We start from the raw sequence: 13,470 nt of genomic DNA, 5'->3' as shown, positions 1-13,470 counted from the left end.
TCGAACAGGTCGGGGGAAACAAGGGTGAGGAACTGATTTACCCAAAAGAGAATCGGTAGCCCGTCTGCAAAATGAGATCAGGAGCGGGACGTACTTGCAGTAAGTTTAGCGACCATTCGTCTTTAGCTAATACTCACAGTAATACCGAACAGCTGCGTTTCACAGGCGAATTACGTCGCAACACGTTCGATACGGGGCAAAAACACGGTTTTCAGACGCCGTGGACTGCCTATTCTCAGTAGCAAGAGCGTCTCAGTCCCTGGTTTCGCTCTTCTAATACTACAGGGAATAATACAGAGTTAAAATATTACTACTAGTCTTAGCTAAAGACGAATGGTTTAGCGACTACCCCCACACCCCGTGTGCGAAATGAAACCGGAAGTGGTGCAGACTAATCTGAAGAGGAGAAATAGTGATTTAGGGGGTTAGAGGTCCAATATTTGCATTGTAGAGCCTCTACAGATAGTCAGCATAAAATGTATTAATATCTAATAATAAATTATCTTGCTTGTTTTGTAATTGCATTACGGGTCTGGTTGAGTCGATAAAGTAATAAATCTTCCTCTTACTACAGGATAAGACTAAACAATTGGATGAGGGCTTCTACCTCCTATTTTCTGGACTATGCGTCCAAATCAGTCGCTCTTACTGAAATCAGCCTGCAGTCCTCATAGAGATTTCATCTCGCACACGGGGTGTGGGTGTTCCCGTCCGAGAGAAGAATTGTGAGTGATCGATCCTTATATGCCGGTTTTTTCACGCCCAGGATGGGCAGAGGCGATCTTGATTGCCTTCACCCGACCATGAAGACACACATCCGTAACCGACAGCAAGTTGAACAGCGTGGAGGGTACATTAAGCTCGCTCCGATGCAGGATGATCAGGTAGCCCAGTCCGTGAGTGTCTTGGAGGAATCTCCCATTGGAACCCCGCGCAAGAGCGTCTGGCTCGGTATTGCTCGTAGTGGGGAATCCCGAATCTAAAGGAGAGACAGCGGGAGTTCCCCGCCCACGGTGGGGCGGGGGTGAAGCGCGTGGGCTCGGCTGCGTCCCTGTTTTCAACTATCTGGACGCCCTACTGTGAGATGGAACCCACGTTATCAGCCTCGCAAAACCCGCGCACCCCACTCCGGGATACGACGCGGTGCGCCGGGCCTGTGTCGCGCCCTCGTGCCAGAGACTACGGCGAAGCCACGGCCCACCCCACCCGTGGTACCTCACTCCCTCGTATCAGGCAACCCTTGTCCGATATATCGGTCTTCTGTGAGCCACCATCTTCCGCTCTAGTCATCGTAGCATCTTAGAAATTCCTATAATTTTTGAAAATCTTGGAAACTACAAAAATTCTAAAATCTGCATGGTTTACAAAATTCCCGAAATGCATATACTGGATTCAACATCCACGTCTCTCCTCTACATCTTATACTTTATAGAAATTATACAATCTCTCAAGGTCGCGCAAGGTTTTAAGATGGTGTGAATTATAGAAATTATCACAATGAACGGGCCAACACCACGCGCCGTATCATTTGCGATGCTCAAAGGTGGATTCGGCAAATCAATCTGTGCGAACACGCTTGGCGGCGTTCTCGGCAACCGAGGTCACAACGTCCTCGTCGCAGACCTTGACCCAGCAGGCCACCTCTCCACCGGACTTGGCTACTATACGCGCGAAGACGAAGATAAAGCCGACCTCGGAGACGTCCTCCTCAATGAAACCGACCCTCAACAAATAATCAAGCATCCTGGTTACGGCTTCGACTTCGTTCCCGCACTTAACCTTGAACGCGTCAATGACGATCTCGCCCGCGACGACGTGTTCGCGAGCGATATGAAACTCAAAAACGAGCTCGTCGACCCATTGCTTGGAAATGACTACGATTATATCCTCTTTGACGTCCCGGGTTCGCGAAACAAGCTCGTAAACAACGCTGTCGTCGGCGCACCAAATGCGATTCTCCCGCTTATGCCGGCTCCAGAAGCGTTGAACGGCCTGCGAGAAACCTCAAAGAAGCTCGTGATGGATATTCGGCAAGCCTTCGATTTCGAGATTCTAGCGACTATACCGAACAATCTCTCACAGCGAATCGACCAGCGGACGAAGGATCGCAACCTGCTTGAGGCGATGAACACTGACCCTACCTTTGCTGCCTACCTTGAAGCTGGCCGCCGTGCCGACTGGACGGGCAGCCAGCCCGAACTTCATGACGGCGTCGACGTTGAGACAGTTCTGGACGAACACATCCCGCCGTTCGCACGAATTACGCCCGACCAGTGGGAACAGATCGATAACGGTGATCTCCATCTCAAGCCAGGGATTCGGCATTCCGGCGAGTTCGGGGACGCCTACGAGGAACGCCAGCCGCTGACAGCGTACAACCCAGAGAACGCGCAGTTAGCACATTTCGAAACGCTTGCTGATATCGTCGAGAATGGAGGGATTCAGGCATGAGTGGATTTGACCTTGGGGAAAGCGCAGAAGATGCAGACGACGATCCGGCCGACCAGGAGTCAGTCGAAGACGTGGAGCAGACAGAACCGTCAGTAGAGGACACCACTAGCGAGGAAGTGGTGGATCCGAAGGAAGAGCCACCATTTGGAACGGAAGACGTTCGTCAGTATTCAACGTACCCGCGCGAGGATATTCTCGAAAAATTCCAGCAGATTGATACGGCCGAGGTGCAGCCGTTTCTCGTCACACGAGGCGTCAAGAATGTTGAGACGCGCGAAATCCATGATGCGCTCTATCGAATGGCTATCGAGAATCCCGAGCGCCTCGGAGAGTTAATTATGGAAGGACGCGGGCTTGACCCCGATAACTAACTGATATTGGAATACTACAGCATCAAGAACTCGTTTATGGGTGCCGAAGATACGTTAGTCTAAACTAAGTTAGTTCAAACTCTTTTAGAGGAACAGTTTTACGTGCTCCCCTCAAAGTGAGCACCATGACTGGATTTGTAAACCGGAAACGGGAACTAAAACGCCTCGAGAAACTCTACGAGAGCGATACGGCAGCACTGGCGGTAGTTTGGGGACGACGGCGAATGGGGAAAACGACGCTCGCAATCGAGTCGATCCGAGACCGCAACGACGCCGTCTACTACCAGGCGACTAGAGGGACTGCAGACCAGCAGATTTCCTCGTTCATCAACGACGCTGCCGAGGTGTATCCAGGGATCACGCGGATCCGTGAAGAGTGGGAACCGCTCTTCGAATTTCTTGCCGAGCAGGATGCAGTCATCATCGTCGACGAGTTTCCGTATCTTGTTGAGCAAACGGACGCACTCCCATCGATCTTGCAGCGCGTCTGGGACCATACCGCTGAGAAAACTGCAACGACCTTCGTGCTGACCGGGTCCGCTATCGGAATGATGCATGAGTATGCGCTTGAAGGAACAGCGCCGTTGTACGGTCGCGTCGCCAAGAACCCGAACGGGGAAATCGAAGTTGGCCCACTTCACTTTGAGGCGGCGATGTCGTTTTTCGCTGATTATTCCCCCGTTGAACAGGTGATGACCTACGGTGTCTTCGGCGGGACGCCAGAGTATTTGCGAGCCGTCGAAGATCACGAGACACTTGAGGAGAACGTCACGAGAACGCTGTTACGGCGTGATGGAGGGCTCCACGAGGAGCCTGAAAACGTGCTCCACCGAGAACTGGACGAAGTTGACCGGTATTTTGCGATATTAAAGTCGCTTGCGGAAGGAAACCGAGTCAAGAACGAAGTCGCCCAGGGTGCCGGAATCAGTAATAGTAGTGTCGGCTATTATCTCAACCGACTGAATGACTTGCGCATTATTGAACGAGACTACCCGGTCACCGTCGACCCAGATCGAAGCCGGAAAGGCCGGTATACGATTACAGATCCATTATTCCGGTTCTGGTTCAGATTCGTCTATGGGCGGACAGCGCGGTACGAGGTATATGGTGAGGACGCTTATATCGACCTCATCGACCCAGAACTGCCAGACTTCGTCAGTGGGACGTTCGAACAGTTATGCCAGCGTGCTGTCTTATACGCATTCGGTGACGAGTATCGTTTCGTAGAGGAGCCCGGGAACTGGTGGGATGGGAGCGGAAGCGAGATCGACATCGTTGCGCCGACGAATGGAGCGACACTCCTCGTCGGTGAGGCAAAATTCCAACAGGACGCGGTTGGATATGACGTTCTCAGTCGACTCGAATCTGAAGCCCCAAAAGTAGACTGGCATCCAGACAGCGGTGGTGACCCAGAGTACACGTATGCGCTATTCAGTCGGTCTGGATTCTCATCCGCAGTCAAGGAAGCCGAATCGGAACGGGACGATCTTCACCTGTTGACCGTCAATGACGTCGTTGGACTGATCACGGAGTAGCGATCGAAGTGAATTGCTACTATAGTAGAGTTCAGTGCTGTGTTGAATAGCGAACTCTGAGTGGGAGTCAAGTGACCCCGATTTTGAGACCTTGGGAGTCACCCGCTCACGAGCCGACTCATAATCTGCTCGCCAGCCCAATCACCGCTATTCAACAGAGCTGTATTTGCTGTTTCTTCCACGGTTGGCCGTCACGAAGGAGTTCCAAGAGGTGCTCGCGTTGGTCGTCGCCGAGCTTCGGGGGCCTGCCGCCCCCGAAGTTCGGCATCAGGAGACCGAGACCACCTTCGTTCCACCGGCGGGCCCCAGCGTGTTCCCGTCCCGGAGGACCTGCCGACATCGTCGGCAGCGTCCTCCAGCGTCGCTCCCTTGTAGAGACGTTTGACGAAGATCAGCCGCTCAGTGAGTTTCTCGTCAGTAGACTCCGCAAGGAGCCGGTCGAGATCGTCCTCACTGAGGTGACGGACGATCTCTTTGCGGCGATCTCCGGGCATACTCTCATATCAGGCGCCACCTCCATAACTTCCCCTAACCACTAAGCGTTCTGGGGATGTCTTCAGGCGCGGGAGGATGTCAACACAAGTTGCTGGTGAGGGGGCGGTAGCTGTTTGCGAGCACGAGTATGGTTCCGGTCGCCATTAGCGTCGTCGCGACGAGCGGTGTGACGAACCCAACGGCAGCGAGCGGGACACCGATAGCAGGCACTGTGAGAGCGAGTCCGAGATTTTCGAGAAGGCGACGCCGCGTCCCACGCGCGATTCCGAAGAGATCGCGGAACGGCGTCAGATCGTCGGCCGTTACGAGAGCGTCCGCGACAGTCACGGTGAAGTCACTTCCGGAGACCATCGCCACACCGAGATCAGCAGCGGCAAGCGCTGGTGCGTCGTTCGTCCCGTCCCCCACCATTGCGACGACACCCTCATCGCGGAGGCGACGGACGAGCTCTTCTTTCGCTTCTGGTGGGACGTCCGCGTAGACCTTGGAGACGTCCGGGTGTGCCTCGAACTGCCGTGCAACGCGTGAATCATCGCCCGTGATGACCACGATCTGTCGGTCGTCGGCCGCGAGCTCCGCGACAGTTTCCGTCCACTTCTCGCGGGGCTGATCTTCGAGTGTGATCACGCCTGTTGCGGTCCCCTCCCAGCCGACGACCGTTGGGAGCTCACCACGGTCACGGACACGGTCGATTGTGTCACGGATGGCTTCGGGAATGCTCCAGTTGAGGTCGTCGAAGAGTGCGGGGTTTCCGACGGCCGTCCGCGACGCGTCCACGTCGGCCACGACACCGTAGCGGTACCGTTCGAACGACGTAACCGCTTGTGAGCGGTCCGGTGCACGGTCGCGGATTGCGGCGGCAATCGGGTGGCTCGAACGTGACTCGACGGCCGCTGCCCGCCGAAGAACCGCCTTACTATCGCACTCCTCAACTGCGTGGACGGCGGCGACACGCATTTCGCCGGTGGTGAGTGTTCCGGTCTTGTCGAACGCGATGACGTCTGCGTCGGTCACCCGTTCAAGGATCGTCTGATCAAAAACCGGGACGTCTCGCTCGGCAGCCGTTGAGAGCCCACGACCGACGGCGAGTGGTGTGACGAGGCTGAGGGAGACGGGGCAGGCGATAATCAGCACGGTGAGTGCCGTCCGAAGTGCGGGTTCGGCTGGCGCGCCAGCAACCGTCCACGCACCGAGTGTGACGAGTGCGAAGACACAGACAACCGGGATGTAGATTGCTGTCACACGGTTCGTGAGCCGCTCGGCCGGGGACTGTTCGGTCTGGAGATCCCAGACGAGGTCGCGGAGTCGGTCGAGTGTGCTCGTCGCCCCCTCGTCGACCGTGATTTCGAATGAGCCGTCGGCGGCAATGGAGCCACCGATGACCGTGTCGCCGACGACTTTCCGCTGGGGTCGTGCCTCGCCAGTGATGAGCGCCTCGTTAACCGTTCCGCGGCCATCGACGATCGTGCCGTCAAGTGGGATTCGTTCGCCCGGCCGGACGAGAAGCCGATCCCCAGTCGTGCAGTCCTCGGGTGGGACGACCGTCGTTGTCCCGTCCTCAAGGAGGCGGCGTGCAGCGGTCTCTGTCTCGTCGACGAACTCGGTGAGGTCTTCGACCGCCTGGCGTTTATATCGGGCACGGGCGTGATTCCCGATTGTCGCGAGAACGATGACTGCCGTCGCGATATCGAAGAAGAGGTAGAGACGGTCGAGATAGAGCAGTGAGACCATGGAGTACGCGTAGGCGCTCACCGCAGTGATGGAGATGAGGACGTCGACGGTAAGCTGGCGTTCGTGGAGACTGATGTAGGCCGACCGGAGGATGGGGAATCCGACGCCGAAGATAGTGATCGTGGTGAACATCGCGACAGGCCCGTAGAGACCAGTAACGATTGCGTGATTATCGAGTGAGGAGGTCGGAAGGAGTCCGAGATAGACGGGGTAGAAGAAGGCAGCATAGATGATGTAGATGGGTGCGACGGCAATCACGGAGAAAATCGTGCGGAGATGGTCGAAGTCGAAGTCGTTCCGGTCGGCGGGGGTTTCCTCTGGTGTGGGCGCAGAGGCTCGATATCCCCATGCAGAAAGTGTGTCCTCGATGGTGTCACGCTCAACCGCCTCGGGGTCGTAGCTGACGCGCATCATCTCGGCCGTATAGCTCGCGGACGCACCGTTGACGCCATCGAGTGTCACGGCGCGTCGCTCGAGATACGACTCGCATGCGTGCGTATGCATGCCGCTGATCGAGAAATACGCCGTCTCGCCGTCAGTCTGCTGCGTTGTCTCAGGAGTGTGTTCGATGTGTGCGCCACTGGTTCTCGTCTCCCCCTGTTGGCAGCCACGCGAGCAGAACACCTCCCCGTTATCACGAATCGGCTCGCTATCGATCTCGCGGCCGCAGAACGAACACGTAGTCACGGTCGCCTCGTAGAGTCCGAACGGAGACGCGCCTGAGCTAGCGGGGTGTGTCTCTGGATCATGGTGGGCGTCACGGTCGCTAATGTGTATGGGTAGTTGTGCGGTGCGTCGTTGCTTCGTTCACGAGTTCGACAGTGACGTGGTCAAGGCCGGCGTCGCGGAGTCTCTCGTGGATAGTCGCCCGTAGCTCCTCTTGGGTATTGAGCGAATCGACTGAGACCTTGACTCGAACTGTCCCGATGGTAAGCCGACTACAGACCTGCCAGACGTGGCAGTCCTCGACCGCCTCAACGCTCTCGATCGACATGAGGGATGCCTGCAGGTCGGCGATCGGAATCGGGCTACGTTCGAGGAGGAGGTCGAGGCTGTCACGCAACACGGTGTATGCCGACCAGATGATGACGACAGCGATGAGCGCGGCCGTGATCGGGTCTACCATGCGGATCTCGAAGACGGCGACGATGGCGGTTGAGATGATGACTGCGACGGACGCTCCGGTATCGCCGAGCAGATGGTAGAACGCACCACGTTCGTTCAAGCTGAGTTCGTCACCGTGGAGGTAGCCGACGGACGCGACGTTGACGACGAGGCCCCCCGTGGCGAGGAGGATGGTCATCGTCGGGTCGAGGTCGACGGGGTTGTAGAATCGCTGGTAGGACTCGTAGAGGATGACGAGCGCCATCGGGACGAGGAGCACCCCGTTGAGGAGGGCGGCGAACGGTTCGAGTCGGTGGAGTCCGTACGTCCACAAATCGCGCTCCTCGTACCGGTCGGCGACATAGGTGGCTGCAAACGCCATCAGATACGACAGCGCATCGAAGAGCATGTGGACGGCGTCGCTCAGGAGTGCAAGCGATCCGAACAGGAGACCACCGGCGAGTTCGATGACGAAGCCAGCCGTGTTAATCGCGGCGACGACGCCGAGTTTACGTATACTTCGCGGCTCGGTGTGGTTGCCGTCGCCGTGGTCGTGGTCTGAATCTGTCGTCGTGTCATGGTTGTGGCTCTCCATTAGTTTGGGAACGAGTGGAAGCGCATCAGTGAGAGTGTAGTGCGACTGGGTGAGCGCTCTAGTCGTCCTCGGGGGTGATTCGGGAGAGGCGCATCGCGTTGCCGGTGACGCCGAGCGTCATCCCGGCATCGCCGACGAGGACGGCCGCCCAGATGGGGACGAGGCCAAAAGGCACGGCGAGCGCGAGGGCGGCTTTCGCGCTGAGACTCGTCCAGACGTTCTGCCGAATCACGCCGTTCGCGTCGTGCGACAGTTCGTAGAGGTAGGGGAGGCGTGCGAGGTCGTCGCTCATCAGCGCGATGTCCGCCGTCTCGAGGGCGGTGTCCGTGCCGGCCGCACCCATTGCGACACCGACAGTCGCCGTTGCGAGCGCCGGTGCGTCGTTCACGCCGTCGCCAACCATCGCGACCCCGTCGTACTCGCCGTCGAGGTCCTGGATGGCTTCGACCTTCTCGTCGGGCAGGAGTTCCGCGCGGAACTCATCAACGCCGACCTCCTCGGCGATGGCGCGTGCGGTGCGCTCGTTGTCGCCGGTGAGCATCACGACGTGTTCGACGCCGAGGTCGTGCAGGCGCGCGACGGCGCGACGCGCTTCGGGGCGGACTTCGTCCGCGACGGCGATGACGCCCTCCAGTTCGTCCTCCGTCCCGACGAGAATCACCGTCTTCCCCTCGGATTGGAGGTCGGGGATGGTGTCCTCGAGGAGGTCGAGACAGTTGTTCCGCTCGCAGAGGCGCTGGCTGGTCTGCGTGACGACCCCGCCGTCGGTGACGGCGTGGACGTGCGAGAGGTCGAAGCCGAGTTCCTCGAAGAACCCCGGCTTGCCCGCGTAGTGCGTCTCGCCGTCCAGGTCGGCGCGCACGCCCTTCCCGGTGACGCTCTCGAACTCGGAGACCGAGCGCTTCCCGACGTCGTTCTCCGCGGCGTGGTCGACGATGGCTGCGCCGATGGGATGTTCGGAGCGCGATTCGAGGCCGCGCGCACACCGCAGGACGTCGTCCTCGGTGTTCTCGTTGAGCGGAATGACGTCCGTCACAGCGAGTTCGCCTTTGGTGAGCGTGCCGGTCTTGTCGAGCGCGACGGCCTCGACGTCGCCCATCGCTTCGAGGTGACTCCCGCCCTTGATGAGGACGCCGTTCTTCGCGGCGCTCGTGATGCCCGACACCACCGACACCGGCGTCGAGATGACGAACGCGCACGGGCACGCAAGCACGAGTAAGGTGAGGCCATAGACGATGGACTGCGTCCAGGTCGCCCCGAGGACGAACGGCGTGCCGAGGGTGACGAGGACGGCGAACGCGACGACGACCGGGGTGTAGTAGCCCGCGAAGCGCTCGACGAACTGCTCGCGCTCGGTCTTGTTCGCCTGTGCGTCCTCGACCATCTCGATGATGCGCGAGAGCGTGTTGTCCCCGGCCTCGGAGGTGACTCGGACTTCGAGGTAGCCCTCCTCGTTGATGGTGCCCGCGTACACCTCGTCGCCGTCCGTCTTGTCGACGGGTACGGACTCGCCGGTGATGGGGGCCTGATTGACCGCGCTCTCGCCGACGCTGACCTCGCCGTCCATCGGAATCTTCTCGCCCGGCCGCACCACGACGATATCGCCGACGCGGACATCGTCGACCGGCACGGTGACGGTTTCGCCGTCGCGCTTGACGGTGGCCTCGTCCGGGGAGAGGTCCATCAACTCCTGCAGGGAGTTGCGGGCCTTGTCCATCGAGTAGCGTTCGAGGAGTTCGGCGACGCTGAAGAGGAAGGCGAGCATCGCGGCCTCCATGTAGAGACCCTCGTCGAAGCCGACGCTGACGACGAGCGCCCCGGTAATCGCGATGGACATCAGGAGGTCGATGTCGAGGTTCCGGTTGCGCAGCGAGTAGTAGCCGCCCTCGAGAATCTCCTGGCCGCCGACGGCGACGGCGGCGAGGAAGAGGCCGTCCGCGAGCGAGAGGGGAATCGGCGCCGAGAGGAGCGTGGCGTTCTGGCCGCTCAGGAGGAACCCGAAGAGCAGGCCGAGCGCGACAAACCCACCGCTAATCCATGTCTTCGTCGCGCGATCACTCTGCCAGACCCCGTCCGTCTCTGCCAGTCCACTACTCCCTCCCTCCCCGGAGACCGTCGTCTTAGTGACGTCGTAGCCAGCGCTCTCGATCGCCCGTGTCACGTCGTCAGCCGACACGTGCGCCTGGTCGTACGTGACGACGACTTTCCCAGTCGTGGGTTGGGTTTGATAGGTGCTGACGCCAGTGAGGTTATCGAGGGCGTTCTCAACCTTCCCCGCGCAGGACGGGCAGTCCATCTCCGGAACGGTGAACGTCTCGGTCGTCTCACCGACGCCAGATTCGACGGTATAGCCGGCCTCCTTGACGCGCTCGGCGATGGCCTCTGGCGTGGTTTCTCCCTCCTCGTAGCGGACGGTGAGGGTGCCGGTGGTAATCTGCGGGTCGACCGTCTCGACGGCGTCGAGTTGCTGCACGCTGTTCCGGACTTTCCCGGCACAGGACGGGCAGTCCATCTCCGGAACGGACAACTGTACTACCTCTCCGTTCAACAGGTCCGCCACTGGCTCATCATGCTCGTGGCCATGATCGTGGTCGTAATCATGGTCGTCATCGTCGTGATTATGGTCGTGTGCTGATGCTGGTGGATCGCTCATACTCGGAGATAACCACCATACAGTTATTAATCCACCTGTTAACTGAAACGGTCTATATGGCCTGTATTGCCAATTTAACCCTCCATATTATTATTTCAGCTGGGTGAACTGATTCGTATATAATAGAGTGATGGTCAAGACCGACCCGCATTTCTACGGCCAACGCACATCTTTGTGTATGAATGCGATCTCGGACCGTGTCCGATCGGTGACTCTCACCATCGCACTCGCTATTGTTGGGTTCGGTGTCGGTACACTCCTCGTCGCGACGGGAGCCGGACTCCTCACTGCTGTTGGTATTCCGGTCTTTGACCGTCCCGCTATTCAACTCGTACTTAGCGCCACACTTCTCCAAGGTATTGCGTTTGGAGGGGTCGCGCTCCTCTACAGCCGACTTGGCAATACATCTCCACCACTCCCGGTAGCGGTTCCATCGCGGCGTGATCTCGCGATTATCGCCGCTGGAAGTGTCGCGACACTCGCGCTTTGGGTCGGTCTCTCCATGACGGCGAGTTTCCTCGGGCTTGATTCGGCGACAAACCAAGTCGTGACTACGGCAGCCGAAAACCCCGCCGTCCTCCTCCTCATGATCCCGCTCTCCTACCTCCTTGTTGGGCCTGGCGAGGAATTGCTCTTCCGTGGCGCCATCCAAGGACGGCTCCGTAGCGAGTTCACACCGATTGTTGCGATCCCGATCGCGAGTGCAACCTTCGCAGTTCTGCATGTCTCTTCGCTCTCCGGCGACGGAAAGCTTGTCTACCTCGGTGGTGTGTTCCTCATCGCACTCGTCCTCGGTGTCCTCTACGAATATACAGAGAACCTCGCCGTCCCAGCACTTGTTCATGCGACGTATAACGCGGTCCAATTCGGCGTCGCGTATTTCTCTCTCTCTTCAGCACCCGCAGTGCTTCTCGGCTAGTCTCTCAGGGACGCAGTATCATACTTCGAGAGGAAGAACACAATACCCAGTATGACGGCCATCCCAATGCTGACCGAAATCATCCCGTAGAGGAAGAGGTTGAATGGGGAGAGTGCGAACGATATCGGACCAAGCGTCGCCTCTATCCCTTTCTCAACAGCGCTCTGAAGGACGGAGGCACCGACCGCGTATCCGAATCCAGCGGCTGTAAGAATGGCGACGATGAGCATCGCGATTACGATATGAGAACCGGATCGGGTTGGGGCACGCTCACTCATAGTTGACGTGTCTCGTAGAGCCAGCACACAATTGCACCGATAGCTGCTAGGACACCAGCAGCGAGCACTGTAACGCCGCGTATCCAATATGTTGTTGCCGCGAGTAATACGAGTCCGGCCGTTGTGAAGAGACTCCCGATTCCAAGGGCTGGGCGCGAGAGCGTACGTGCATACCCGGATTCTCTGAAGATTCCGATAATATACATCTCGAGAAGTAGGAGTCCACCGACTGCGACCGGGAGGAGTACACCCGCAAGGAAGACGCCAACCTCGGAAAGGACAAGTCCAAGCGCAAGGAAGACGGGCCATGGACTCGATCGTTGGTAGCCTGCTGCAAGACCACTCTCAGCCATACACCCCCTTTGGACGACCGATATAAGAGCCGACCGGTCGCACAACTGAGCGTTCAGAATCCGAATGAGATAATAACCCATCTGGCTCTGTTGAAACCCTCTTGCCGTCTTGCGATTTTCTGAGGCGCTAGTTTTTCATTGTATCCGTAGAATCCGATGAGAAGAAGGGCTCTGTCCACTGTCAACTCTAAAGGATTTCAACAAAGCCACCCATCTCCAAAAATACGGCTATGAATAAAATTCTCGGAGACGCCAGTGTCGGTCTCATGACTGTACTGCTATTCGTAATCACAGTTCTCTTCCTCATGTACCCCGGCCCAGCAAAATCAGGTAGTGTGAAACTGGTTATTCAGGGACTTCTAGGCGTTGTTGGCGTTCTCATCATCGGTCTTATTGTATCCTTAGCGACAGGAACTGAATCTGAGGCGCATTGAGCAAGCTTAACAGCATCTCTGTCTCTGTTGTTCAGGATAAGGTTAAGGGGAGGCGGCGCTGGCACGTGTTGAAAGTCGAATCAGCTATATCTAACGATTAGCTGCACCAGTCCTGTTCGCGATTGAGGGATCCAACAGAGCACAGAACTCTTCCTCTACGGGTCGGTTGGACGGACTCTTGAGTGTCTCCGGGCTATTCTTCTGTAGTGGTTGCGACTCGCGAGTTTCGGCGCAGCGTCTTTCGACGAATCGCACACCAGCACGTCAAGTGGCCCGAATATGACTCGACACCGCTGTACGATCGCACCTCGCTCGCTGGGTTAGAATCGGATGTTCGAGTCGTCTCGGGTGTCTGGTTTACGCACCCTGATCATGACTCGGTTGAGCAGTTCGTCTGTTCGATCCCGCTGGCCTACTTTCGCTTCGAGGCCCACGACCGGTACGAGAGTTCGACATGCTACGAGATGGATATTCTCTTTCGCAGGCTGTGTTGAATCGCCATACGGCGGTGGAATTCACTGTTTCACAGCCCGCTTGATGTTATAGACGAC

The 13,470-nt window shown here is 57.8% G+C and carries 10 protein-coding genes and 1 pseudogene; 5 read left to right on the top strand and 6 right to left on the bottom strand.

The genetic code is table 11. The annotated features are described in order from the left end of the window. The first annotated feature begins 1,497 nt into the window (after positions 1-1,497). The 3 genes from IEX84_RS12515 to IEX84_RS12505 all read left to right on the top strand — a co-directional run bounded on the left by IEX84_RS12515 (position 1,498) and on the right by IEX84_RS12505 (position 4,357). Positions 1,498-2,451, top strand: a complete 954-nt coding sequence (locus tag IEX84_RS12515) for a ParA family protein (RefSeq protein WP_188872924.1) — start codon at positions 1,498-1,500, stop codon at positions 2,449-2,451. Continuing rightward, positions 2,448-2,822 (top strand): hypothetical protein, encoded by a 375-nt coding sequence (locus IEX84_RS12510; protein ID WP_188872923.1) that lies wholly within the window; start codon positions 2,448-2,450, stop codon positions 2,820-2,822. Before IEX84_RS12515 ends, IEX84_RS12510 begins: the two co-directional genes overlap by 4 nt. A gap of 125 nt (positions 2,823-2,947) precedes the next feature. Next, positions 2,948-4,357, top strand: a complete 1,410-nt coding sequence (locus tag IEX84_RS12505) for an ATP-binding protein (RefSeq protein WP_188872922.1) — start codon at positions 2,948-2,950, stop codon at positions 4,355-4,357. 160 nt (positions 4,358-4,517) lie between these two features. Here IEX84_RS12505 and IEX84_RS12500 read toward each other — a convergent pair. From IEX84_RS12500 to IEX84_RS12485, 4 genes and pseudogenes are all read right to left on the bottom strand, one after another. Next, a pseudogene (locus tag IEX84_RS12500) lies at positions 4,518-4,851 on the bottom strand (helix-turn-helix domain-containing protein); the annotation flags it as partial. Between the two features lie 79 nt (positions 4,852-4,930). Further along, positions 4,931-7,270: a heavy metal translocating P-type ATPase gene (locus tag IEX84_RS12495; protein WP_188872921.1), complete on the bottom strand. Its 2,340-nt coding sequence runs from the start codon at positions 7,268-7,270 to the stop codon at positions 4,931-4,933. A gap of 79 nt (positions 7,271-7,349) precedes the next feature. Beyond that, complete coding sequence (locus IEX84_RS12490; RefSeq protein ID WP_188872920.1) at positions 7,350-8,282, bottom strand: cation diffusion facilitator family transporter; 933 nt, start codon at positions 8,280-8,282, stop codon at positions 7,350-7,352. Positions 8,283-8,340: 58 nt separating this feature from the next. After that, on the bottom strand, positions 8,341-10,935 hold the full coding sequence (locus IEX84_RS12485) for a heavy metal translocating P-type ATPase (RefSeq protein WP_188872919.1): 2,595 nt from the start codon (positions 10,933-10,935) through the stop codon (positions 8,341-8,343). Positions 10,936-11,113: 178 nt separating this feature from the next. Between IEX84_RS12485 and IEX84_RS12480 the strand changes: the two genes are divergently transcribed. Next, positions 11,114-11,854 (top strand): CPBP family intramembrane glutamic endopeptidase, encoded by a 741-nt coding sequence (locus IEX84_RS12480; RefSeq protein ID WP_188872918.1) that lies wholly within the window; start codon positions 11,114-11,116, stop codon positions 11,852-11,854. Here IEX84_RS12480 and IEX84_RS12475 read toward each other — a convergent pair. Together IEX84_RS12475 and IEX84_RS12470 are read right to left on the bottom strand one after the other, a co-directional pair. Beyond that, positions 11,851-12,132, bottom strand: coding sequence for a hypothetical protein (locus IEX84_RS12475; protein WP_188872917.1), 282 nt, complete (start codon positions 12,130-12,132; stop codon positions 11,851-11,853). The genes IEX84_RS12480 and IEX84_RS12475 overlap by 4 nt on opposite strands. Continuing rightward, positions 12,129-12,485, bottom strand: coding sequence for a DUF7541 family protein (locus tag IEX84_RS12470; RefSeq protein ID WP_188872916.1), 357 nt, complete (start codon positions 12,483-12,485; stop codon positions 12,129-12,131). Before IEX84_RS12470 ends, IEX84_RS12475 begins: the two co-directional genes overlap by 4 nt. 230 nt (positions 12,486-12,715) lie before the next feature. On the opposite strand from IEX84_RS12470, the gene IEX84_RS12465 reads away from it, so the two are divergent. Beyond that, positions 12,716-12,919 (top strand): hypothetical protein, encoded by a 204-nt coding sequence (locus IEX84_RS12465; protein WP_188872915.1) that lies wholly within the window; start codon positions 12,716-12,718, stop codon positions 12,917-12,919. The last annotated feature ends 551 nt before the right edge of the window (positions 12,920-13,470 follow it).

This window comes from Halarchaeum rubridurum (assembly GCF_014647115.1).
Classification (GTDB): Archaea; Halobacteriota; Halobacteria; order Halobacteriales; family Halobacteriaceae; genus Halarchaeum; species Halarchaeum rubridurum.
This window is presented reverse-complemented; position numbering and strand designations above follow the sequence as displayed.

Coding starts and splice junctions, on each gene's coding strand:
- IEX84_RS12480 (WP_188872918.1), top strand. CDS start 11,114: ATGAATGCGATCTCGGACCGTGTCCGATCGGTGACTCTCACCATCGCA.
- IEX84_RS12465 (WP_188872915.1), top strand. CDS start 12,716: ATGAATAAAATTCTCGGAGACGCCAGTGTCGGTCTCATGACTGTACTG.
- IEX84_RS12485 (WP_188872919.1), bottom strand. CDS start 10,935: ATGAGCGATCCACCAGCATCAGCACACGACCATAATCACGACGATGAC.
- IEX84_RS12475 (WP_188872917.1), bottom strand. CDS start 12,132: ATGAGTGAGCGTGCCCCAACCCGATCCGGTTCTCATATCGTAATCGCG.
- IEX84_RS12515 (WP_188872924.1), top strand. CDS start 1,498: ATGAACGGGCCAACACCACGCGCCGTATCATTTGCGATGCTCAAAGGT.
- IEX84_RS12470 (WP_188872916.1), bottom strand. CDS start 12,485: ATGGCTGAGAGTGGTCTTGCAGCAGGCTACCAACGATCGAGTCCATGG.
- IEX84_RS12510 (WP_188872923.1), top strand. CDS start 2,448: ATGAGTGGATTTGACCTTGGGGAAAGCGCAGAAGATGCAGACGACGAT.
- IEX84_RS12505 (WP_188872922.1), top strand. CDS start 2,948: ATGACTGGATTTGTAAACCGGAAACGGGAACTAAAACGCCTCGAGAAA.
- IEX84_RS12490 (WP_188872920.1), bottom strand. CDS start 8,282: ATGGAGAGCCACAACCATGACACGACGACAGATTCAGACCACGACCAC.